This is a genomic window from Oleiphilus sp. HI0086, assembly GCF_001635225.1.
The window spans coordinates 1-24,077 of sequence record NZ_LWFZ01000973.1; the positions used below are offsets into that span (position 1 = coordinate 1).

Sequence of the window (24,077 nt, forward strand, 5' to 3'; positions counted from 1 at the left end):
GCTTACTTTTGGATCGTTAATAACGCGATAATCAGTCCTCACTATGATATCGAATATAATGATCAGTCTCCGCAACAGTTTAGGGCGGGAGACAGTCACAGTACGCTAAACCTCCCAACTGAACAGTCTTACTCAAGCTTTATCTTATTGCCACTCCTCACGTTCGCTACTCAAAGTAAATGCCTTTTCATTGGCGGACCAGGCCGGGGTAAAACGGCTAGTGCAATCTTGATGGGTATCATGGGCGGTTATACGACAAAAGAAGTTAAACGAGCCATGCAACATGGCCATCCGCAGATGACAGTGGCTGATTTGCTGGGTAATCCCTTGCCATCGGATCTGGCCTCGGCCGAAGCGATCGAAGACATCCGCATATCGTGGCGGAAATGGCTTGGAATGCGCGTAAAAATAGTCGATGAATACAACCGTATCCCTACACGAACGCAAAGCGCTTTGCTGACTGTGATGGGAGACAACTACGCAGAACTCTACAACCAGGTCTTTGAATGTCCTGATGCGGCCTGGTATTTAACTGCAAATGATGATCAGGGTGGCGGAACCTACCAGGTGATCGAAGCCTTAAAAGATCGTATTGATGTCGTTGTCCAAGCTTTGTCATTTAACCCTAGATTTCTGAATCAGTTGCTTCTACGTATTGAAGAAGGTGTAAAGCCAGAAGATATGGTTCCACCTCAGATCATTTTCACCGAAGATGAGATCTCAGACATGTCGCTAGCGATACGCAATATCACAGTACCTGCAGGGATTCGGCGCAGAATAGAGTTCTTTACGAGTCACTTTGAGTATTCGGAGTATTCTGCCTCTCAGTTTGAATATAAAACAAAGGACACGTCACGATTATCAGGCGTCAAATCAAATGTGTTAGCGTCTATTGATAATGGTCGTGATCGTCTAAAAGATCTTGGTTGTCAGACCCTAAACGGAATCTCAGTTCGTTCTTTGATGTCACTACTACAGTTTGCTAAAGCTCTCGCGTTTTTTAGGGGTAATGACACGGTTGAGTTAAACGATGTAAGGCAAGTACTCCCATTCGTTTTTCATTCCCGGCTTTTTGCTGACATGGATTCACCGTTTTTCGAACTGTCTGAGAATACTTTTTATCGAAGCGATAAGATCGGCTGGTTGCGTCACCTCTTTGATTCTTCATGTAGGGAATTCGATAAACTTAACTTGGATAAGAATGACCCTGTAGAAGAGTTGTCGAATGAGTTTGAAGAAGGTCTTGATGGCTTAACTGCAAAGCAAGCTAAAAAACGAATCAATCGTATTGAGACGGAAATAGCGAAACTCGTAGAGGGCAAGAAAATGTATGGGCACATCTACGAGGATGTCGTAAAACTTAAATATTTGCATCAGCGCTATACGAACTATCTCAAGTGGCTTGAGTCATAGGGGCTTGTTCAATGAAGTCAGCGGCGCTCAAGGCATATTTCCAAGCTGAAAGAGACACTTGTAATCAAATGGTTGCGAGCGTCAGACATCAGTACCCAAATTTAAATCTAGATGACTTTAATTGGTTTTTGACCGAATGCTTAGATCCAGTAGTCCTGACCTTAGATGGTCAGAGTAACCAAATTACGTTTCATGTAGCTCATGCGGGTTTCAAGTATGGACTAGAACTGGCCAGTTTTAATTGGTTGAAATCAGAGTCTAAAAAAGCGCTGCTATTCAAAGTCTGGAATAGCCTATATCCAAAGGTTGATTCTCTTCTTACGGAAAGCCCGGGTGCACTATTTGCTGGAACAAGTAATTCGTTAAGCAATATTTTGGCTTTTGGTGAAGAGAAACCGAATGCCTGGCTTGATCTGATGATTAAGTCTTGTGATGTAATCAACTCAATCGAACAGTTCAAGATAACGGGCGTTGTTTGTGCTTGGTTGGCGGGATTGGCTCAGTACAGAGAAATAGCGCTGAACAAAATTAATGAGCTACCAGACGAAGTATCCAGAAAACTATTTAAGCTCTCTGACAGTCATGATCTCAATTTTCATTTTGACCAATTAAATGCGAGTAGATGGTTCAAACCTCAACACATAAAGGCCAGTACATCCGGCACGGAGATTCATGAAAAATACCGGGTTGGCCAATGCAGTATTGTTGGTGGGGATTTCCCCTTACCACCCAAGATCTTCGTTGAAGGTGACCAACTGTATGTTCTTTCTGACACGCATATTTGGAGACTCTATGCCGATTCATTTGGGGCGACACTCATTCCCAGCGAGAATCTACAACTTGAAGATCTAAAACAAATAGATCAACAGATAAGTTACAACCCAAAACTCATATCGCTCGGCCGTTTCAGCGACCTTACAGATATCAATTCGGTCGCACAACTTGACGATACACTCGTATTTACCTCGCCGGAGACTTTCTCAGTCATCATTACTGAGTGTTCGGGATCTGCGGTCTTGAATACAAGTAAAGGTCGCTCATCATGATAACCGACGAGTCGCTTTTAGAGCGTTGGCAGTCATCCTGGAGTGAAGCGCTTGCTTTGTGGAGTCGCTATACACAATTAAGAAACCCACTTTTATGTGAGACGCATCTAGAAGCTTCAAAACAGGGCTTATCTGGTAGCTTTGCCATGATCCGTTTGAATGATCAGGCTGTCGTAGTTGATTTAGAAGCGATCACCAAATACAAGCTTCAAGACTATGCAGTTGAAGTGCTTGCTCACGAGATTGGTCACCATATTCTTTCGCCAGCAACACTCACAGATCATGCCCGTATGATAGCGAGAATCCATGTCTGCCTTCCTACGTTAGAGAACCAGGCAGGTATGGTCGCCAACCTGTATTCAGACCTACTAATTAACAACCATCTCCAGCGTCAGTTTGGCCTCAGAATGGACGAGGTCTACAAGCGAATAGATCAAGGGGGATCGAATAGCCGAGTATGGCATCTTTACATGCGTATCTATGAGCATCTATGGCAGCTTAAATCGGGCTCTCTAGGAGGGCAGTCGGATTCTGATGCCATGGAGGGAGATGCATGGTTGGGTGCGAGAATTATAAAGGTCTATGCAGAGGATTGGCTTAAGGGGGCGTCTAGATTTGCGTCCCTCTTATTGCCTTACTTGGCTGAAGAAAAAAATACGGCAGATCAGATAGCCAAGTTAATGGATACAAAACATGCTGGAGCCGGGCAGTTTCCTTCCGGCTTGATCAATAAGGATCAGGGTGAAATGGATAATATTCACCCATCAATGGATCCAGATTTGATCGGCGATGCGAGCGCAAATGAGGCAGGAGCAAGGGAATCTAACCTAGGTGAAAGCTCACAATCAGATGGCAATGGCCAGTATCGTGAACCATTCGAGTATGGGGAAATTTTAAAATCCGCAGGTATCGACCTATCAGATCATCAAATCGCAGTGCGTTATTACCGTGAGCGCTCAATACCACATCTGGTTTCGTTTCCATCAAAGAGGCAGCTCGTGAAAACCGAACTTATTCCGGAAGGAACAACTCTTTGGGAACCGGGGGAGCCAATTGAAGATGTGGACTGGTTTAGCTCAATGTCCATGAGTCACAAGGTGATACCGGGTGTTACCACCGTTAAGCGAGAATGGGGATTTGACGAGGGTGCAGAGCCAGAGGTAGAACCTTGCGATTTAGATTTATATGTAGATTGCTCTGGCTCAATGCCAAACCCACAACAAAATACGTCATACACGACGATTGCTGGCGCTATTCTATGCTTGTCAGCACTGAGAGCCGGCGCTGCAGTTCAAGTCACTTTATGGAGTGGCGCAAGGCAGTTCAAAACCACCAATGGCTTTGTAAGGAACGAAGAGTTAATTCTCAATGTTTTGACTGACTACTTGGGCGGCGCAACAGCATTCCCGATACATATTCTAAGAAAGACCCACATAGAGAAACCAAGGACTAGAAACTCCCATATTGTGATTTTGTCGGATGATGGCGTCACAACACTTTTTGACACGGATGAAAAAGGTAACTCAGGCTGGGGTATATCTAAGCAGGCATTAGAGAATGCAAAGGGCGGCGGTACGATGGTGTTAAATTTACACTGGGATTATCCCTTGCCACCTAACAATAAATGGATGGCGGACCATGATGCCGCTTTAAAGCAAGCCGAGGCTCAACAAGGTTGGGATATATTCCCGGTGACGTCTTGGGAAGCGATGACTGATTTTGCTCGGGCATTTAGCAGAAAACACTATGAGGGAGCAGAATAATGACTCAACTCATAACTCGTAGCAATGGTAGTGCCGAAGGCCCCGATATCAACGTATTGCACCATCGGCTAACCGAGTTCCCTAAAGAATTGTTAAACCCTCAATTACCACCTTACTTTTATGCTCTAGTTCATGATGCTCTATATGATTTAAGCACCTCAGTGCGAGCATCAGAACTCACTCGTTTTAAACGGCCTTATGAGCAATGTGATTGGTATCGCGCAACGATGTTGATCGCGTATTTTTTAATGGATAACAGCTTTAAGGGCTTTAGGTTTGAACTGGCTCTTCTGTTGGATGCCTTTGAAAACACAGCTAAAGAACTGGCCCAAGCTGGAACCAACAAGGTATACATCAATGATGTTGATAGAAGAGAAGAGTTTATTCGAGTTGTACTGTCTTCCATAAACCTGCGACCAAAAGGAGAGACAAACAACCAAGCTGAAGATAGATTACAAGCGGTTAGCTCGCTGGAAAGAATGAAGGTTCTCAAAGCCGCGAAAGTAGCAGAGCAAAGAGCTCACGATCTTCGAGTTGCTTTAGCTAAACAAAAAGCCAAAGAAGCGGCTGACAAGATGACACGGGAATAATCATGCAAGCAGCGCCCTGGAATGATTATGAGCGTATGCCAAATTTAGACGAGTCTGGAAGTGCTCGTCTTAAGCACTTGGTTGATCAGCCTCATGCGCCAATATTCAGGAATCAATCAGGTCATCATCTGGCTCAACATGAGCTAGACGAATTAGGTCATTTTACCCGTGAAGAAACCAATCTTAATGCTTCAGCCTGCGCCGGCGAAAATAAATGGATCGATCCTTTTCTAGGAAAATGCCTTGAGAGTGTTCCTTTCTATAAACATTACGATAAAAGCGTCCAAAGATTCGAAGACTATCCAACAATTGATCGTTCAGATTTGAGTGTAAGTATCACTGATTTTGTGCCTGATCATTTGCCTCTTGATCGGATAATTGCTTATGAAACATCCGGTACAACTGGGCACGCGTTAACGATACCATCTCATCCCATCGTCGCAGCAAGATACAGCGCTTATCATAAGAAAGCTCTATTGTGGAATTACGTGGATACGGGAGAGTTCCGAAGTGATCTCGCTGTTATCTTGGCAGGGTTTCAAGAGAGTTGTTTCACTTATGCGTCTGTGTCTCCCTATCTGAACAATAAAGCGTTGTTGAAGTTAAATTTTCATCCAAACGATTGGGGTAGTCCTGATGATCGGGAGCTTTACATCGACCTCAACAAACCAGACCTTATCTCTGGCGACCCAATATCTTTGTCAGAACTTTCAATGATCCCGTTTAGGCATCGGCCGAAGGCAATACTCAGTACGTCAATGACTTTGTTGAAAGCAGTTCGGGATGATTTTGAATCTCGGTATAAGTGTCCGATCTTAGATTTATATTCTCTGAATGAGGTTGGGCCAGTAGGTTGCAGTGTGCCCGGCAAAGAAGGCTTTCGACTTCTTCAGTCAAAACTTCTAGTCGAGATCCTTGATGCCAATGGCAATCCGGTTGATTGCGGAGAAAGAGGGGAGATTGTTTTGACCGGTGGGTTTAACGATTATCTGCCGTTGATACGTTATCGCACCGGTGATTTTGGAAGACTCGAGCTTGAAGACGGGCATTGGTACATCAGAGATCTAGAAGGGCGGCCGCCGGTTCAGTATAAGACTAAAGATGGTGTATGGCTTAACAATGTTGATGTCACGCATATGCTACAGAAATTTCCATTATCTCAGTTTTCTTTGCATCAATATGCAGAAGGTACACTGACTATAACTTTGCCGAATGAGACGTATTCGGATTCAATTAAACAGTTATTGGAAACTAAGCTTGGCCAACAGGTTCAGATCAATCTGTTTGAGAAAGTAAGCAGCGATAAAAAAATAATTCAATATTCAAGTGATTTAAGGAACATATTTTGATTAGCTATTTGGAATGGTCTGCAAACGCAGTATTTGTTATCAGCGTCATATTGGCAGCGAGAAACAATGTAAACACGTGGTGGACTGGTATCATAGGCTGCGGCTTGTTTGCCGTTCTGTTCTATCAGGTCAATCTCTATGCAGACGTCACGCTGATGGTGTTCTTCATACTCACGAGCATCTATGGCTGGATGTATTGGGGGGCTAAAAAACAATTACACCCGATTCAGCGAACCAAAATGACAAATTTCGTTTCATTCATAGCAGCTGCAGTCTTAGCAACCTTAGCCTATGGATGGCTTTTGCATGAGATGACGGATGCGTACGCGCCATTTATCGATTCAATTGTTCTCATGTTTAGCGTTCTTGCGCAGTTTCTTTTGATGAAGAGAAGGCTAGAGACATGGGTTTGCTGGTTGATCGTAGATACCGTCGCTGTCCCGCTTTACTTCTCCCGAGAGCTTTATCTGACGGCGTTTGTGTACGGCTTGTTCTGGTGCAATGCGTGGTATGGGCTGTATTCGTGGATAAAAATATACAGGAGTGAAAATAAGGGAGAAAAGACTTGGCAACAAAGCCCTTTAAGCGCGGATTAGTCGTTGGAAAATTTTCACCTCTTCATAAAGGGCACGAGTATCTAATACAAAACGCATTTAATCAGTGTGAAGATGTTGTCGTCATCAGCTACTCAAGGCCTGAGTTTCCATCCTGCTCTGCCAAGATAAGAGAGCATTGGATAAAATCAGTTTTTCCATCCGCTAGCGTTCTGTGTGTTGATGCTGCCACGGTCGAGTCTTGGCGAGCTCATAGCGCTTGGAATCTTCCAATGCCCAGCAATAGTGAAGCTGACCATATGCATCGGCATTTCACCTATCGACTTCTTTCATACAAGTTTGGTTTGGAAGTTGATGCAGTCTTTACGAGTGAAGAATATGGGGATGGCTTCGCTCAATTTCTGAGTGATCCAGCGACTGGTTTTGGTTCTCCTGTCGAGCATGTTTGTGTCGACCTCAACAGGGAAACTTATCCGGTAAGTGGCTCACTTATGCGTTCTACTCGGAACCAAGACAATGGGCTAATCGATCAATCTGTCCAAGCTGACTTTAGCGTCCAAAAGATTGTTTTCCTAGGGGCTGAATCAACAGGTAAATCAAAGCTATCTCGGCTTCTCTCTGAACAATTTAATGAGCCGCTGGTTGAAGAATACGGCAGAGATTTATGGGAAGAAAAAAATGGCGACCTTACGCCAGAAGATCTGATAGATATTTGCATTACACAGACTCATAAAGAGGATCTCGCTCAGAGACAGGCGAGACGGTATATCTTTTGTGATACTTCTCCTGTTACAACGCTTTGCTATTCACATGCACTTTTTAAGCAGCGCTGTAATATAATAAGCGCTTTCGCTGAACGCCCATACCATCATGTATTTTTATGTGAGCCAGACTTTCCATTGGTCCAAGACGGCACCAGAAAAGATGAAGACTTCAGGTTCTGGCAGCACAGCTGGTATTTAGAAGAGCTAACGAAGTGCAACGTTGCATTTGAAATCTTAGGCGGTTCGTTGGAATCTAGAATGAACCGCGTCATCGAACTCCTGCCGGAGTAGCAGCATGGGCCTATTGTTTGTTGGTTATCTGGAAGCAGTTGTGCAGAAATATCGATTCGCATTTTGGAGTTAAACTCAAGAAATCGTTTGCCTTTAATTTTGAATAAAATGGAGAAGATTGAAGAAGTAAGCAATTTGTACGAGCGTTATATGCAGGAAGAAAATGAGATGCTAAAGGAATTGTTGCGCAAACAGCTATTATCAATGACTGAAACTGCATGCGAATATTCAGGAATGGTCGATGAAATCTTATCGAGAAAGGGAATTGCAAACGTTTAACTAAAAAACGAAGACAAAGCTAAATATTAGCTATTTATATATAAAACAATTGGATATGTGATTTTTCGGCTGAAAGTCCGCCAACTTTTGTCTTCGTTTTATTCAGCATGTCTTCGTTTTAATTCACTCGGTACAAGCTAAACACTCTCACCCGCAGCAACACCAGAAGCCCAGGCCCACTGAAAATTAAATCCGCCTAGCCAGCCAGTGACATCAAGCACTTCACCGATAAAATATAAGCCTGGCTGGGTTTTACACTCCATTGTTTTGGAAGCAATAACATCGGTGTCGACACCGCCCAAGGTGACTTCAGCGGTCCGGTAGCCTTCTGTTCCGGCGGGTTTTAGTGTCCAGTTGTTTAGGTGAGTGGCAATCGATCTAATGGTGCTGTCGGTAAATTCGCCCATCGGTTTTTCTGCTTCAGCTTTCCAAAATAGAGCTTGTAGTTCTAAACAAAAGGCTTTGGAGAAATGTTCAGACAATATATTCCTGAGAAGAGATTTTGGCTTCGATGACTTGAATTCAAGTAGTGTGGCTTCAACATCTAGATCAGGTAACAGGTTGATATGAATAAGGTCGCCTTGCTTCCAATAGTTGGAGCATTGTAGGGCAACAGGGCCGCTAATGCCGCGATGAGTGAACAGCATGTTCTCTCGAAATGTGGTGCCGTTGGTTTCCATTGTCACGTCAACCGCTAACCCTGATAAGCGTTCAGTAAGCGCTTTGGTTTGATCGGTGAAAATGAAAGGGACTAATCCCGCTGAACGTTCTTTGAGAGGCAGGTTAAATTGTTCGGCAATATCGTAGCCAAAGCCGCTTGAACCTAGTGTAGGAATGGATAGGCCACCGGTTGCGATCACCAAGGAACGGCACGTGAAAACACCGGCGTTAGAGCGAAGTATATAGCGCTGCTCATCACTTTCGTCTAGGGTTTCGATAAACTCCACCTGGCATTTGGTTTTGATCTCGACACCGGCGTCGCTGCACTCATCGAGTAGCATCTTCAGAATATCTTTTGCTGAATTATCGCAGAACAGCTCGCCATGAGAGCGTTCATGATAAGAGATGCCATGTTTATCGACCAGGCCGATGAAGTCCCATTGGGTGTAGCGCGCAAGGGCAGATTTTACAAAGTGAGGGTTGCTGCAAAGATAGTTGCTGGGCTCTACATAGTAGTTGGTAAAGTTGCAGCGGCCGCCGCCAGACATCAATATTTTCTTGCCGACTTTATTGCTGCTGTCGAGAACCAAAACGCGCTTGCCAAGTTGACCGGCTGTTAGTGCGCACATTAAACCTGAGGCACCCCCGCCAATAATAATGGAGTCAAAGTGAGGGTGTTTGCTCATTGTTTATATATTCGGGTTTTGTTCTTCGAGAAGATAGTTTTTAAAGTGATGTTCGCCATCTTGATCGACTTTCAGATACCAAACATGCTTGTCCCAGTCACCTAATACGATTCGTACAGCTGGTAAGCCGTTTGCTTCGACTTCGTGAATCATTGGGCGATGAGTATGCCCGTGTATCATGTGTTGAACCTTATGTGCTTCAAGTTCACGAATCACCTCTTCAGGCGTTACGTCCATGATCTCTGTGCTTTTATCCTGGTTATTCGCTTGGCTCATTGCTCGAAGTTGCTGAGCTGTGATTTTTCGCTCTTCAATCGGGCGCTTTAAGAAGGGAGCCAAGAAAGCGGGGTTACGAATGGTTGCTCTGAATTTCATGTAGCCGGTATCAGCAGTACAGAGGCTATCGCCATGCATAAGCAGTGTTGGTTCGCCTGCTACGTCGATAACACATGGATCATCAAGTAGGGTGGCGCCAGTTTCTTGTGCGAAAACATCGCCTACTAAAAAGTCACGATTACCGTGCATAAAGAAAAGTTGGCAACCTTGCTCACTGAGGGCTTTGAGGCGCTGTTTTACTTCAAGCTGAAGTTCGGTGTTTTCATCGTCACCAATCCAACTTTCGAAGAAATCACCAAGAATATAGAGCTTGTCAGCATCGTTTTGAATAGAGTCGAGGAATAAAAAGAAAGCCCTGATAATATCAGGGCGTGACTCTTCCAGATGCAGATCTGAAATAAAATAAGTGCTCATGACGAGGTCTTATTCACCATCTTCAGCTGCTTCACCTTCAAGAACGCTAGCTTCTTCAATGATCACGTCTTCAACTGGCACGTCTTGGTGGCCAGCTTTAGTCGTGGTCTTAACGCCTTTGATCTTATCGACAACGTCTTGACCTTCAACGACTTCACCAAATACTGCATAACCCCAGCCTTCCATTGTTTCAGCCGTATAGTCTAGGAACGTGTTGTCTTTAACATTGATAAAGAACTGTGCAGACGCTGAGTGAGGGTCCATAGTACGAGCCATGGCAACGGTGTAGTTCTTGTTGCTTAGACCATTGTTTGCTTCGTTCTTGATAGTTTCACGGGTAGTTTTCTGGTTCATGCCTGGCTCAAAACCACCACCTTGAATCATGAAGTTACTGATCACTCGGTGGAAGATAACACCGTTGTAAAAACCTTCTTTAACATACTGCTCGAAGTTTTTAGCAGTCACTGGCGCTTTTTCGAAATCTAACTTAAGTGTGATATCACCGTGGTTGGTTTTTAATAAGATCATGAGTCTTGGCTTTCCTGTTGATAATGTAGAAGAACTTGTTCAGGCGCATTGTATATAAATTGGCTTTGAATCGCTATGGCTTCGGTGATAGTTAAAAAACTGAAAAAATACTCAATTATTAATGACAAAATTGATCTGAGTTATTGCTCTAATTTATTAATCGCTTTATCGTTTAGGCAGAATATAAAAGAATAGGGTGCACAATGAGTAGTGGAATGAATATGAGTACCGATGCAGGGAATATCTTTAAAAAAGCCTCTCTCTATAAAGGGGTACATAAGCAGATTCGACAAAAGGTGAGTCATACCATTGATATGCCCTCGTCGCTTTCTTCTGTGATTACCTCCGATTGTGTTAACGAGGCTGACCCAGAATCAGTTGGTATGACCAGAGAAGGCGTTGAGGCGATTTGGAAATCGGTGGAGGATATTTATAGCACTGCGTTGTACCCAGGCGTTTCAATTAGTATGCGCCGACGAGGAAAAGTAATACTTGATCGTGCGATTGGTCATGCGGTTGGTAATGGTCCTGACGCACAAGAAGGTGATGCTCGTGTTCTTATGCGTCCTAATACTCCTGTCTGTTTGTTTTCCGCTTCTAAGGCAGTTACGGCTTTTTTGATGCACCTGCTTTCTGAAGATAAACTCGTTCATCTGCATGATCCTATTAGCTTCTATGCACCGGAGTTTGGTAAGAATGGCAAAAAGAATGTCACGATTCACGAGGTCTTGTCCCACAGAGCGGGTGTTCCTGGATTACCGAAAGGTGTTCCCCCTGAAGTCTTGTGGGATAACGATGAAATCTGGCGCATCTTGTGTGAGACCAAGCCTCAGTCTTCAAAAGGCAACCGGTTGGCATACCACGCCTTGACGGGTGGCTATATTCTTGAACGTGTGGTTAGGCAGGTTACCGGAAAAAGTATTCAAGACTTCTTGGATGAGCGTGTCAGAAAACCGATGGGCATGAAGTATTTCCGCTATGGTGTGGAAGAGCGCTATGCTGATCGGGTGGCCGATAATCACGCGACAGGCGTTAGGCCTTTCTATCCTATTTCGGCTTTAATTGAGCGGGCATTGGGTGGATCGCTTGATATGGTTGAAAGTGTAACTAATGACCCACGTTTTAAAAAGGCGGTTATTCCTGCTGGCAATATTATGGGAACCGCAGAAGAGATAGGCCGCTTCTTCCAAATGCTGTTGAATAACGGTGTATGGGAAGGCAACCGCGTATGCCACCCAATGACGGTTAAGCGCTTTACTCAGGAATATTCCAGTATCCAATTTGATCAAACACTTATGCTGCCTATGCGCTACAGTGCTGGCTTAATGTTGGGCGGTGAGCCCTTCGGTATGTGGGGTAAACACAGCGCTCAATCATTTGGACATATTGGTTTGATCAATAAACTATGCTGGGCCGACCCGGTGCGTGATGTGTCGGTGTCTTTGTTGACGACAGGGGTTCCGATTGTAGCCAATAACATTCCGACCTTATTTAGGTTTATGAACAAGATTGATAAGCATTGCCCAAAGGGCGCGACAGTGAAATAGCTAAAACGCCACTCTGGAATCAACGGGGTCAGACTCGATTGAATTTCAATCGAGTCTGACCCCGTTGATTACTTTCTATTAGTATCGATTTCTATATAATGTCGGGTTTTATTTTTCGTCGGATTATCACCCAGCATGTCAGAACAAAACACTCCTGAAAAAGACACCGAAGTTAAGCACTTTTTACAGCAGGCTATCGAGCAGGACATTGCCGATAACAAGCATGGCGGCAAGGTTGTTACGCGTTTTCCTCCTGAGCCGAATGGCTTTTTACACATTGGTCACGCTCGTTCTATTTGGTTGAACTTTGGTTTAGCGAAAGAGTATGGCGGTGAGTGTAACCTTCGTTTTGATGACACCAACCCTGAAAAAGAAGAGCAGGCCTATATTGATGCGATTCAGGAAGATGTTAAGTGGTTAGGCTACGACTGGTCGGGTGAGGTGCGTTATGCTTCTAACTACTTCGACAAGTTTTATGACTGGGCTTTGCATCTCATCAATCAAAAATTGGCTTATGTTTGTCACCTTTCCCCTGCCGAAGCCAAAGAGTATCGTGGTTGGGCGACGTCTCCTGGTAAAGAAAGTCCTTATCGAGAGCGTACAGTTGAAGAGAATTTAGCTGAGTTCGAGAAGATGCGTGCCGGTGAGTACGATGAAGGCGCTTGTGTTTTACGCGCCAAGATCGATATGGCCTCACCAAATATGAATTTGCGTGACCCGATTCTTTATCGTATCCGTAAGGCTTCTCATCATCAAACGGGTGATAAGTGGTGTATTTATCCGAGTTATGATTTTGCTCATGGGCAGGAAGATGCCATTGAAGGTGTGACGCACTCAATTTGTACCTTGGAGTTTCAGGCTCACCGGCCTTTATATGAGTGGTTTACGGAAAACCTACCTGTTCCGAGTAAGCCTCGCCAGTACGAATTTGGTCGTTTGAACTTGAACTATACCGTTACCAGTAAACGTAAGCTTAAGAAGTTGGTGGATGACAGTGTCGTTTCAGGTTGGGATGACCCGCGTATGCCAACGGTATCAGGTATGCGTCGTCGTGGCTTTACGCCCACTGCGCTAAAAAGCTTCTGCGATATGATCCCTGTTTCAAGCAAGAACAATAGTGATATTGACGTGGCGATTCTTGAGCGAGCGATTCGTGATGATTTAAACGACAATGCTGCGCGCGCCATGTGTGTGATGAACCCTATTAAGGTGACGATATCTAACATGGCTGATAATAACGCCCAGGGTGCTGACGAATTGCTGAATGCTGCCTGTCACCCTAGTAAGCCGGAGTTAGGGAGTCGCAGTCTGCCATTTACTGAAACACTCTACATCGAGAAGAGTGATTACACTGAAGATCAAACCTTGTCGCGTAAGAAGTTCAAGCGCTTAGTCTTAGGGGATTATGTTCGCTTGCGTGGTGCCTACATTATCAAGGCCGAAGAAAGTGTTAAGAATGAGCAGGGTGAAATTGTTGAAGTGAAAGCTAGCTTGGTTGCTGACTCGGTAGGCAATAATATCGAAGGAATTAAGCCTCGCGGTGTTATTCACTGGGTATCTGCTGAGCAGAGTGTCGAGGCGGAAGTGCGTTTATATGACCGTCTTTTCAATCATGCTAACCCAGATGCGGGTGAAGAAGATTTTATGACGCATGTTAACCCTGAAAGCTTTAGTGTGATTAAGGCTTACCTTGAGCCTGATGCAGCAAAAGCGGAGCCTGAGGCGAATTTCCAATTTGAGCGAGAAGGCTACTTTGTTGCCGATCGATATGACCATAAGCCTAGTGAAGGTAAGGTCGTATTCAATCGCACAATTGGTTTAAAAGATAATTGGGCAAGCAAATAAGTAAGAGTAGATGGAGTAAAGAATATGTCATTGAAAATTTATAATACGCTATCTGCAGAGAAAGAAGTATTTAAGCCGCTTGAAGAAAACAAAGTCAAAATGTATGTCTGTGGGATGACGGTGTATGACTATTGCCATATCGGTCATGCTCGCGTGCTGGTCAGCTTTGACGTGATTACGCGTTACTTGCGCCACTCTGGCTACGACGTTACGTATATCCGAAATATCACCGATGTAGATGACAAGATCTTCGCCCGAGCGGCGGAGAATGGAGAGGCCTACGATGCTTTAACGCAGCGCTTTATCGATGCGATGCATGAGGATGAAGCGGCGTTGTCGGTGAAGTCTCCAGACCAGGAGCCGAGAGCGACGGCGCATATCCAGGAAATTATCGATATGATTCAACGTCTGATCGACAACGAGCATGCTTATGCTGCCGACAATGGCGATGTCTATTATGCGATCGATAAGTTTGAAACCTACGGTAAGCTAAGCAAGCGTAATACCGAAGAGCTGTTGGCGGGTGCGCGTATCGATGTTGAAAAGCATAAGCGTAATCCACTGGATTTTGTTTTGTGGAAAGCGGCAAAAGAAGGCGAGGCTAGCTGGGAATCCCCGTGGGGGAATGGTCGCCCTGGCTGGCATATTGAATGCTCAGCCATGTCGACTTGCTGTTTGGGTGATACCTTTGATATTCATGGGGGCGGGCCAGACTTAAAATTCCCACATCATGAAAATGAAATTGCCCAGTCTGAAGGTGCAACCGGTCAGAAGTATGTGAACTACTGGATGCATGCAGGCGCTGTTCGTGTAAACAAAGAAAAGATGTCTAAATCTTTGGGTAACTTCTTCACCATTCGCGAAGTCTTGGAAAAGTATCCGGCTGAAGTGATTCGTTACTTCCTAGTGTCTAGCCACTATCGTAGTCAGGTTGATTATTCCGAAGATAACCTGGTTGAAGCGCAAGCAACCTTGGATCGTTTATATCAGTCTTTACGTGGTTTGAGCGAGGCAGAGCTAAGTTCTGAAGCGCGCGTTGAGTCTTATCTTGAGCGCTTTAAAACAGCGATGGATGATGACTTTAATACGCCTGAAGCATTGGCCGTGATGTTTGACTTGGTTCGAGAGCTAAATGTTGCACGTACTGATGAAGGTGACAATGTTGCGGCCTTGGCTAGTACGCTTCGTTCTTTAGGTGAAGCTTTGGGTATTCTTCAATTAGACCCTGAAGATTACTTTAAAGGCGCAGCTTCGGCTGATGGTTTATCAAATGATGAGATAGATACTTTAGTTGTGGCAAGAACAGAAGCACGTGCGAATAAAGAGTGGGCGGAGTCTGACCGAATTCGTGATCTGTTGTTAGAGCAGGGCATTACCTTAGATGATAGTAAAGATGGTACCAGCTGGCGCCGCTCTTAATCACTAATAAACTCAATCGTAGGCAGAGGGTTCTACCCCTCGCTAATGCGGTGCTTCATAGAAACTTTGTGCCAGTCCGCCAGCGAGGCACGGAGACATCTGCCTACAAGTGACTGTCGAGATAGCGCGTTTGTAGTTGTAGGCGGCCCGTCTCGGGGCGCAAGTCTTTCCACGGTGTATCAGATAGCCTAGCGGTTTCGTTCGCGCGGCCGGAGGCCCCGCCTACGTGGAGTTTGGTATATATTCTTTTGTAGGCAGAGGGTTCTACCTCTCGCTAATGCGGTGCTTCATAGAAACTTTGTGCCAGTCCGCCAGGGAGGTACGGAGACCTCTTCCTACAGGCTTGCTTCAACTTAGCTATGCAGCTCATTCGCTGCATAAAGCGTATTTTCCATCAGCGTTGCAACTGTCATGGGGCCTACACCGCCAGGAACAGGTGTAATCCAGCCAGCGCGCTCTTGCGCGACATCAAATTCAATATCACCCACCAAGCGGCCATCGTCCAAACGGTTAATACCCACGTCGATAACAATTGCGCCAGGCTTAATCCATTCACCTTTTACTAAGCCAGGTTTGCCGGCGGCAACGACTACGATGTCGGCCTGAGATATCTTCTCGGGCAGGTTTTTGGTGAAGCGGTGAGTGGTCGTGACAGTGCAGCCAGCTAGTAATAGCTCAAGGCCCATCGGTCGACCAACGATATTAGAAGCGCCGACGATAACGGCATCTTTGCCTCTGATTGTTTGTCCTGTTGTTTCCAATAAAGTCATTATGCCTTTTGGGGTGCAGGAGCGGAGTAGGGGCATTCTTTGTGCAAGGCGGCCAATATTAAAAGGGTGGAAGCCATCTACATCTTTATCTGGGCGTATACGTTCTAGTAAAGGATCGCTGTCTAGGTGTTCAGGCAGAGGGAGCTGAACCAGTATGCCGTCGATTGTTTCGTCGGCATTATATTTGTCAATAAGGCTTTCTAGCTCTTCCTGACTTGTTTCAGTAGGAAGTGTCAGCGTTTCGGATTTGAAGCCGACTTGTTCGCAAGAGTTAGTTTTGTTTCGAACGTACACTTCAGATGCTGGGTCAGCACCTACCAATATAACCACAAGCCCGGGAGGGCGCTTACCTTGGGCGACTCTTTCTTTTACGCCTTCGGCCACTTTAGCCTTTACCTCTTGCGAGATTTTCTTTCCATCAATTAGTGCTGCGGTCATGTTTGATCTCTCTAACCCTGAATTTTGAATGGCGGCATTTTCTCATGACCCTTTATGAATAAAAAGCTTATAAATTGCTTTTTTAAAAGAATTTCTAAAATTCGCTTTAAAATTTGTTGACGATCGAAAAAACCGGCTGTATTATTCGCGCCATCTTTGAGAGGCAACGAGGAATTTTCCAGGCAGCAGTGCTTGTGAATAGGAGTTGTTAGCTGATTTAAGTATGATCGGGGTATAGCGCAGTCTGGTAGCGCGCCTGCTTTGGGAGCAGGATGTCGGGAGTTCGAATCTCTCTACCCCGACCATTTTAAAGATCTTGTTTCATGTTGTTTGTGTAATAGGGTTTTTAGAGAAAAGGATTCGAGCGCCCGTAGCTCAGCTGGATAGAGCAACGGCCTTCTAAGCCGTAGGCCATAGGTTCGAATCCTATCGGGCGCGCCATTTATTAAGTGGTAGAAGCCAGGTAATGGTGGGCGTAGCTCAGTTGGTAGAGCTCCGGATTGTGATTCCGGCGGTCGAGGGTTCGAACCCCTTCGTCCACCCCAACTTTTGCAAATTGTTGATTTACAACGGGTTGCAAGTTGGTTAGAATACGAAAAAATTGACGATGCGAAAGTGGCGGAATTGGTAGACGCGCTAGATTTAGGTTCTAGTGTCTTGCGGCGTGAGAGTTCGAGTCTCTCCTTTCGCACCAAGTCAAATCTTGGTGTTTCTAAAAAAGCAGTATTTTACCGCAATAAAATATCTGCTGTTTGTTCTCTTCCTTGGTTATATTTATATATAACGAATAATCTGAATATAAATCTTTTCTAGTTTATTACGCTTTCCTGTGAATTATTTTGCGTTTTTGATGTTTTTCATCGATTAAGCACTCTTAAGCCGATTAAAGTGCTTGATATATTCAGGTAGTGATCTTAATATTCGCCCCCAATAATTTTAATGGCTGATACACTGTCTAGATCGATTCGATCACTAGACTGTCTTTCAATCATGTATATAGGTGCTTTAAGCGCGCGTACGCAGATTGGTAGTGGTGTTAGGTCTTCGAGCAAACACGTTATATATAATTGAGGAATGTCCATGCAAGTTTCTGTTGAATCCACGTCTTCCATAGAGCGCCGAATGACGATTGGTGTACCTGCTGATCAGATCGAGCGAGAAGTCGAGGAGCGCCTTCAGAAGACGGCTAAAACAGCACGTATCAACGGTTTTAGACCAGGAAAGGTGCCAGTTAAGGTTGTTAAAAAGCGTTATGGACAAGGCGTACGTCAAGAAGTGATTGGCGAAGTAATGCGTAACTCTTACGTTCAAGCGTTGACTCAAGAGAAAGTTAACCCGGTTGGTTATCCTCGTTTTGAGCCTAAGACAGTTGAAGAAGGTAAGGATCTAGAGTTTATTGCGATTTTTGAAGTGTATCCAGAAATCGAATTGGCTGACTTGTCTGGGCTTAAGTTAGAAACGCCAGTTGCTGAAATTAAAGAAAAAGATATCAAGAACATGATTGATACGCTTCGTCGTCAGCATGGCACACTTAAGTCAGTAAAGCGTAAGTCTAAGAAGAAAGACTTGTTGACGCTTGATTACGTTGGTTATATGGATGGTGAAGCGTTCCAGGGCGGCACAGGTAAAGACCAGAAGATCACTTTGGGTGCCGGTCAAATGATTGCTGGCTTTGAAGACGGTCTGATCGGTTCAAAAGCTGGTGAGTCAGTGACTTTAGAGCTGACTTTCCCTGAAGACTATGCGAACGAAGAGTTGGCAGGTAAAGATGTTAAGTTTGAGGTAGACGTTAAAGTTGTTGAAGATACTGTGCTTCCTGAAATGGATGAAGAGTTCTTCGGTAAATACGGCGTAGACTGCAAAACTGAAGAAGACTTCAGAGCAGAAGTAATTAAGAATATGGAACGTGAGCTTGAAAATGCAGTAAGCAATAAGCTGAAGCAGCAAGTTGTTGAAGGCATGTCTGAAGCAAACGATATCGACGTTCCAGCGTCTATGGTTGAAGAAGAAATTAACCGAATGAAGCAAGAGGCCTTGCAGCAGTTTGGTGGTGGTCAGCAGTTAGACGTTTCTCAGTTGCCTTCTGAGCTATTTAAAGATCAAGCGACTCAGCGTGTTAAAACTGGTTTGTTGTTTGCGGCAGTGGTTAAGGAAAACGAAATTACGCCAGATGCTGAAGCAGTTGATGCCAAGATCCAGGAAATTGCCGGTACTTATGAAACGCCAGCTGAGGTTGTAGAGTTCTATAACCAAAAGGAAAACCGCGCGCAGGTTGAAGCAGTTATTGTAGAAGACGCAGTAGTTGAGTTAGTTAAGTCAAAAGCGAAGGGCAAAAAAGTTAAGATGTCCTACGAAGATGCGGTTAAGCCAGCAGCAGCTCAGCAATAAGAAGCTTAAAAAAAAGAAATATTCGGATGAAAATCTGAATCTCTAATTTTTTTCAGCTACACTTTAAACAGCCAGTTAAATACTGGCTGTTTTTAATTTAAAGCGACGAAAAATAAAGACTGCATATTCAATATGACTTGTCGTAGATATCAAAAAAAGATACCTAGGTCGACACATCAATACTTGTAGCAGGCCAAGCAGAGGAAGAAAGATACGTATGAATTTCCAAGACAATATGGGACAAGGCTCAGGCATTATTACTAATAGTGGTCTCGTGCCAATGGTTATAGAGCAAACTGCACGAGGAGAGCGATCTTTCGATATCTATTCGCGTCTACTAAAAGAGCGCGTTATTTTTATGGTTGGTCAGGTTGAAGATCACATGGCTAACCTTGTTGTTGCTCAGCTGTTGTTTTTGGAATCTGAGAATCCTGACAAAGATATTCACCTCTACATCAATTCACCTGGTGGCTCAGTTACTGCGGGTATGTCTATCTATGACACAATGCAGTTTATCAAGCCGGATGTTTCTACGTTATGTATTGGTCAGGCGTGTAGTATGGGCGCATTGTTGTTGACGGGTGGTGCTCAAGGTAAGCGTCATTGTCTTCCTCATTCGCGAATGATGATTCACCAACCTTTAGGTGGTTATCAGGGGCAGGCGACTGATATTGAGATTCATACTAAAGAAATTCTAACGATTCGTGATAAGCTGAATAAAATTATGGCTGAACATACAGGCCGTGATATCGAAGAAGTTGCTCAAGATACAGATCGTGACAATTTTATGGATGGTGCTGAGGCAGTAGAATATGGTTTAATTGACTCAGTGATTGAAAAGCGTCCGTCGGCAGAGTAGTAGTGAGGGGCACTTGCCTGGGAAGATAGAGCTTAAGCTGCTCGAATAGGACTTCTCAGGCGATTAAATGAATATCGCGCAGCGGTAAGAGCCGCTTCATTGCGCGCAGGCGTTCGAAGAGGCGCTTTGTACAGTAAGTAGGAAATCTGATGACCGATGAAAAAAACGGTAAGGGCGGAGATAACGGTAAATTACTTTACTGCTCCTTTTGTGGCAAAAGTCAGCATGAAGTGAGAAAACTGATTGCAGGCCCATCTGTCTTTATCTGTGATGAATGTGTAGACCTCTGTAACGATATTATTCGTGAAGAGGTGCAGGAGACAGCTTCTGAGGAAGCTAGTGATAGACTACCTGTACCGCAAGAAATTAAAGAAACGCTTGACGACTATGTGATTGGGCAGGAGAGAGCTAAAGTAGTTCTTTCTGTTGCTGTTTATAACCATTATAAGCGTCTGAAGTTCGACAATGCTAAGTCTGATATTGAGCTGGGCAAGAGTAATATCTTGCTGATTGGCCCAACGGGTAGTGGTAAAACGCTATTGGCCGAGACGCTAGCGCGCTTATTGAATGTTCCATTTACGATTGCTGATGCAACCACGCTGACAGAAGCCGGTTACGTTGGTGAAGACGTCGAGAACATTATTCAGAAGCTTCTGCAAAAGTGCGATTACGACGTAGAGAAAGCGCAGCGCGGAATTGTTTATATTGATGAAATCGACAAGATTTCTCGTAAGTCTGATAACCCTTCAATTACACGAGATGTGTCAGGTGAAGGTGTGCAACAGGCTTTGCTTAAGTTGATCGAAGGTACGGTTGCTTCGGTTCCTCCTCAGGGTGGACGTAAGCATCCTCAGCAAGAATTCTTGCAGGTTGATACAACTAATATGCTGTTTATCTGTGGCGGTGCCTTTGCAGGCCTGGATAAGGTTATTGCTGATCGTTCTGAGAAGAGTGGAATTGGCTTTGGTGCATCGGTTAAGAGTAAGGATGCAGAGCGTAAGGTTGGTGAGACGCTAAAAGAAGTCGAAACCGAAGACTTGGTTAAGTATGGTTTGATTCCTGAGTTTGTTGGTCGTTTGCCGGTGATTGCAACGCTAAACGAGCTTGATGAAGCTGCGTTAATGCAAATTTTGACAGAGCCTAAGAACTCGCTCTCTAAGCAATATCAAAAGCTTTTTGAAATGGAAGGCGTTGAAATTGATTTTAGGGAAGAGGCGCTTCGTGCTGTTGCCAATAAGGCAATGGAAAGAAAGACTGGTGCTCGTGGCTTAAGGTCGATTTTGGAGAATGTTTTACTCGATACTATGTATCACATTCCATCCGAGTCGGGCATAAGCAAGGTTGTTATTGATGAAAATACCATCAATGGTGAGTCTGAACCGATCAAGATCTACGATAATGGTGAACAGGCAAAAGCCTTGCCTGACAGCTAAGTTCGACTAAAATCGATAAAACCATGTCCATGAAGGTGGGCATGGTTTTTTTTTACCTGGCTGATATGGAAAAGTTCTAATATTCTCGCCCGGTTTGTCTTGTATTTAAAAAATATAGCCCCACTTATGAGTCAAAGCATCTATTTGTGATTGAGGAATTGTATGTCTGATCAAGATAAAAGCACGGAATCAGAAAGCGTTGAAAAAGATATCGTGATAACTGCGCCGGAAGGCCATATCCCCATGTTGCCCTTGAGGGATGTCGTTGTCTTTCCGCATATGGTGATTCCTCTTTTCGTTGGTAGAGAAAAGTCTATTATGGCGCTTGAAGCGGCCATGGCTTCTGACAAGAAGCTTCTCTTACTCACACAAAAAACTGCCATCGAAGACGATCCGTCAATCGATGAATTATATTCCGTTGGTACGGTTGCAAATATATTGCAAATGTTAAAGCTGCCCGATGGTACGGTTAAAGTGCTGATCGAAGGTGAGTACCGAGTCAGTGTTGATCGGGTTGCTTCAGAAGAGTTCTTGTCAGCAAAAACGAGTGAGCTGGAAGAGTCTCACCCAGAGCAGTCTGAGTTTCAGGGGCTTGTGCAAACCTTAATGTCTCAGTTTGAAAAGCTGAGTAAGGTGAGTAAAAAAATTCCTGCTGAAATCGTCTCGTCGTTAACGAATATTTCTGACCCTATTAGGTTGATCGATACCGTTGCTGCTCATTTGGAACTCAAAATAGCCGATAAGCAGGATGTTCTGGAAGAGTTGAATGTCGGGCAGCGTGCAGAAATGTTGTTAGCTGTTATCGAAGGCGAGCTTGATCTGATTCAGGTCGAGAAGCGCATTCGTGGTCGTGTTAAGAAGCAAATGGAAAAGAGTCAGCGCGAGTACTACCTGAATGAGCAAATGAAAGCTATCCAGAAAGAAATGGGAGCGATCAACGAAGGTGGTAACGAGTTCGAAGAGCTGGAAAACAAAATTCAAACGGTTGGCATGAGTGCAGAGGCCAAGAAGAAGGCTGAAGCAGAGCTTAAGAAGTTGAAGATGATGTCACCGATGTCTTCAGAGGCATCAGTTGTGCGAGGCTATGTTGAGTGGCTTGTAAATCTTCCCTGGAAGAAGAAAAGTAAAGTTCGACACGATATCGTTAAGGCAAGAGAAATTCTTGATGCAGACCACTATGGCCTAGAAGAGGTCAAAGACCGCATTATCGAATATTTAGCGGTACAGAGCCGGGTTAAGAAGCTTAAAGGGCCGGTATTGTGCTTGGTTGGGCCTCCTGGTGTAGGTAAAACCTCCTTGGGGCAATCTATTGCGAAGGCAACAAACCGAAAATATACCCGTGTTGCACTGGGTGGTGTGCGTGATGAAGCAGAGATTCGTGGTCATCGCCGAACTTATATCGGTTCAATGCCAGGTAAACTGATTCAGAAGCTTTCTAAAGTCGAAGTGAAGAACCCGCTGTTCTTGTTTGATGAAATCGATAAATTGGGTGCTGATCATCGTGGTGACCCGGCTTCGGCTTTGCTTGAGGTGTTAGATCCAGAACAAAATCATACCTTTAATGATCACTATCTAGAAGTAGATTATGATTTGTCCGATGTTATGTTTGTCTGTACCTCAAACTCAATGAACATCCCTCCGGCCTTGCTTGATCGTATGGAGGTTATCCGTATTCCGGGTTACACCGAAGATGAAAAGATCAATATCGCGCAAAAATACCTGATCCCGAAACAGATCAAAGATAATGGCCTGAAAAAAGGTGAGCTCGCTATTGCCGAAGATGCAATAAGAGATGTGATTCGTTATTACACCAAAGAAGCGGGTGTTCGAGGGCTGGAGCGAGAGCTTGCTAAAGTTTGTCGCAAGGTAGTGAAGGAAATTCTAGAGTCTAAAGAGGCTATTGAGATTACCGTAGATAGCAAAAATATCGATCAGTACTTAGGTGTGCGCAAATTTAGTTACGGCATGGCTGATGAAAAGGACCGGGTAGGGCAGGTTACTGGTCTGGCATGGACGCAGGTTGGCGGCGAGTTGTTGTCAATTGAATGTAGTACTGTGCCGGGTAAAGGTAAGGTTGTTCGGACGGGGTCTTTGGGTGATGTAATGCTGGAGTCAATACAAGCTGCTATGACTGTTGTAAGAAGTCGAGCTGGCGGCTTTTATATCGATGACAACTTTCATGAAAAGCATGATATTCATGTCCATGTTCCTGAAGGTGCGACGCCAAAAGATGGGCCGAGTGCGGGTATCGCAATGTGCACGGCAATGGTTTCCTCATTTACTGGCATTCCAGTTCGTGCAGACGTTGCGATGACAGGTGAAATAACCTTGCGTGGTCAGGTCCTTGCTATTGGTGGCTTGAAAGAAAAGTTATTAGCGGCACATAGAGGTGGAATAAAACTAGTTCTAATTCCTCAAGAAAATGAAAAAGACTTGAAGGAAATTCCGGATAATATTAAAGCAGACCTCGAAATTGTACCGGTTAAGTGGATTGACGAAGTTTTAGAGCGCGCTTTGGCGTATTCTCCCGAAAGTGATGAACACAAGGAAAAAATGCTGCAAAAGTCCGAAAAAGAAGGTTCAGAGGTGAAAGATGAGGCTTCTGAGAGAATAAATACACATTAGGCGCTCAGGCTGCTTGACAGGGCTTTCGCTCAGTTGGTATAAAACAGTCTGACGTCAGGCAGCAGTAATTTGGGGGGCTC

18 protein-coding genes and 4 tRNA genes are annotated in these 24,077 nt (G+C 44.5%); 18 read left to right on the forward strand and 4 right to left on the reverse strand.

Annotated elements, in window-relative coordinates; genetic code table 11:
• The 7 genes from A3756_RS17430 to A3756_RS17460 form a co-directional block, all read left to right on the forward strand.
• Positions 1-1,413, forward strand: a 1,413-nt coding sequence (locus A3756_RS17430) for an AAA family ATPase (protein ID WP_068554089.1), incomplete at its 5' end; no start/stop codon positions are given.
• Positions 1,414-1,424: 11 nt separating this feature from the next.
• A complete protein-coding gene (locus A3756_RS17435) occupies positions 1,425-2,459 on the forward strand; it encodes a hypothetical protein (RefSeq protein WP_068554091.1) in 1,035 nt (344 codons plus the stop codon).
• On the forward strand, positions 2,456-4,222 hold the full coding sequence (locus tag A3756_RS17440) for a hypothetical protein (RefSeq protein ID WP_068554093.1): 1,767 nt from the start codon (positions 2,456-2,458) through the stop codon (positions 4,220-4,222). Before A3756_RS17435 ends, A3756_RS17440 begins: the two co-directional genes overlap by 4 nt.
• Positions 4,222-4,812 carry a hypothetical protein gene (locus tag A3756_RS17445; RefSeq protein ID WP_068506657.1) on the forward strand — a complete coding sequence of 197 codons (591 nt, stop codon included), beginning with the start codon at positions 4,222-4,224 and terminating at the stop codon, positions 4,810-4,812. Before A3756_RS17440 ends, A3756_RS17445 begins: the two co-directional genes overlap by 1 nt.
• Positions 4,813-4,814: 2 nt before the next feature.
• Positions 4,815-6,161, forward strand: a complete 1,347-nt coding sequence (locus A3756_RS17450; RefSeq protein WP_068506652.1) for a hypothetical protein — start codon at positions 4,815-4,817, stop codon at positions 6,159-6,161.
• On the forward strand, positions 6,158-6,757 hold the full coding sequence (pnuC, locus tag A3756_RS17455; protein WP_082865337.1) for a nicotinamide riboside transporter PnuC: 600 nt from the start codon (positions 6,158-6,160) through the stop codon (positions 6,755-6,757). Before A3756_RS17450 ends, pnuC begins: the two co-directional genes overlap by 4 nt.
• The gene (locus A3756_RS17460) at positions 6,727-7,770 is read left to right on the forward strand and encodes an AAA family ATPase (protein WP_068506650.1); all 1,044 of its coding nucleotides are present in this window, start codon (positions 6,727-6,729) and stop codon (positions 7,768-7,770) included. The genes pnuC and A3756_RS17460 overlap by 31 nt, the downstream gene beginning before the upstream one ends.
• A gap of 416 nt (positions 7,771-8,186) precedes the next feature.
• On the opposite strand, the gene A3756_RS17465 is transcribed toward A3756_RS17460, so the two are convergent.
• Genes A3756_RS17465 through A3756_RS17475 form a run of 3 tightly spaced genes read right to left on the reverse strand, consistent with a single transcriptional unit; the run spans position 8,187 to position 10,673 of the window.
• Positions 8,187-9,395: an NAD(P)/FAD-dependent oxidoreductase gene (locus A3756_RS17465; RefSeq protein ID WP_068554095.1), complete on the reverse strand. Its 1,209-nt coding sequence runs from the start codon at positions 9,393-9,395 to the stop codon at positions 8,187-8,189.
• 3 nt (positions 9,396-9,398) lie between these two features.
• A complete protein-coding gene (locus tag A3756_RS17470; RefSeq protein ID WP_068510342.1) occupies positions 9,399-10,145 on the reverse strand; it encodes a UDP-2,3-diacylglucosamine diphosphatase in 747 nt (248 codons plus the stop codon).
• 9 nt (positions 10,146-10,154) lie between these two features.
• Positions 10,155-10,673 (reverse strand): peptidylprolyl isomerase, encoded by a 519-nt coding sequence (locus tag A3756_RS17475; RefSeq protein WP_068510343.1) that lies wholly within the window; start codon positions 10,671-10,673, stop codon positions 10,155-10,157.
• 203 nt (positions 10,674-10,876) lie between these two features.
• On the opposite strand from A3756_RS17475, the gene A3756_RS17480 reads away from it, so the two are divergent.
• From A3756_RS17480 to cysS, 3 genes are all read left to right on the forward strand, one after another.
• Positions 10,877-12,220 (forward strand): serine hydrolase, encoded by a 1,344-nt coding sequence (locus A3756_RS17480; RefSeq protein ID WP_197470058.1) that lies wholly within the window; start codon positions 10,877-10,879, stop codon positions 12,218-12,220.
• A gap of 135 nt (positions 12,221-12,355) precedes the next feature.
• On the forward strand, positions 12,356-14,065 hold the full coding sequence (locus A3756_RS17485) for a glutamine--tRNA ligase/YqeY domain fusion protein (protein WP_068554097.1): 1,710 nt from the start codon (positions 12,356-12,358) through the stop codon (positions 14,063-14,065).
• A gap of 24 nt (positions 14,066-14,089) precedes the next feature.
• Positions 14,090-15,484: a cysteine--tRNA ligase gene (gene cysS / locus A3756_RS17490; protein ID WP_068554099.1), complete on the forward strand. Its 1,395-nt coding sequence runs from the start codon at positions 14,090-14,092 to the stop codon at positions 15,482-15,484.
• Between the two features lie 353 nt (positions 15,485-15,837).
• Here cysS and folD read toward each other — a convergent pair whose 3' ends face one another.
• Complete coding sequence (gene folD / locus A3756_RS17495) at positions 15,838-16,692, reverse strand: bifunctional methylenetetrahydrofolate dehydrogenase/methenyltetrahydrofolate cyclohydrolase FolD (RefSeq protein WP_068554101.1); 855 nt, start codon at positions 16,690-16,692, stop codon at positions 15,838-15,840.
• A 228-nt stretch (positions 16,693-16,920) separates the two neighbouring features.
• Between folD and A3756_RS17500 the strand changes: the two genes are divergently transcribed.
• From A3756_RS17500 to lon, 8 genes are all read left to right on the forward strand, one after another.
• Positions 16,921-16,997: transfer RNA gene (locus tag A3756_RS17500), tRNA-Pro, on the forward strand.
• 59 nt (positions 16,998-17,056) lie between these two features.
• Positions 17,057-17,133, forward strand: a tRNA-Arg gene (locus A3756_RS17505).
• A 28-nt stretch (positions 17,134-17,161) separates the two neighbouring features.
• Positions 17,162-17,237: transfer RNA gene (locus tag A3756_RS17510), tRNA-His, on the forward strand.
• 64 nt (positions 17,238-17,301) lie between these two features.
• Positions 17,302-17,386: transfer RNA gene (locus A3756_RS17515), tRNA-Leu, on the forward strand.
• 386 nt (positions 17,387-17,772) lie between these two features.
• Positions 17,773-19,080 (forward strand): trigger factor, encoded by a 1,308-nt coding sequence (gene tig / locus A3756_RS17520; RefSeq protein ID WP_068506898.1) that lies wholly within the window; start codon positions 17,773-17,775, stop codon positions 19,078-19,080.
• Between the two features lie 217 nt (positions 19,081-19,297).
• Positions 19,298-19,939 carry an ATP-dependent Clp endopeptidase proteolytic subunit ClpP gene (gene clpP, locus A3756_RS17525; protein ID WP_304438895.1) on the forward strand — a complete coding sequence of 214 codons (642 nt, stop codon included), beginning with the start codon at positions 19,298-19,300 and terminating at the stop codon, positions 19,937-19,939.
• A gap of 149 nt (positions 19,940-20,088) precedes the next feature.
• Positions 20,089-21,372 carry an ATP-dependent Clp protease ATP-binding subunit ClpX gene (gene clpX, locus A3756_RS17530; RefSeq protein ID WP_068506896.1) on the forward strand — a complete coding sequence of 428 codons (1,284 nt, stop codon included), beginning with the start codon at positions 20,089-20,091 and terminating at the stop codon, positions 21,370-21,372.
• A gap of 243 nt (positions 21,373-21,615) precedes the next feature.
• Complete coding sequence (gene lon / locus A3756_RS17535) at positions 21,616-23,997, forward strand: endopeptidase La (RefSeq protein WP_068554104.1); 2,382 nt, start codon at positions 21,616-21,618, stop codon at positions 23,995-23,997.
• The last annotated feature ends 80 nt before the right edge of the window (positions 23,998-24,077 follow it).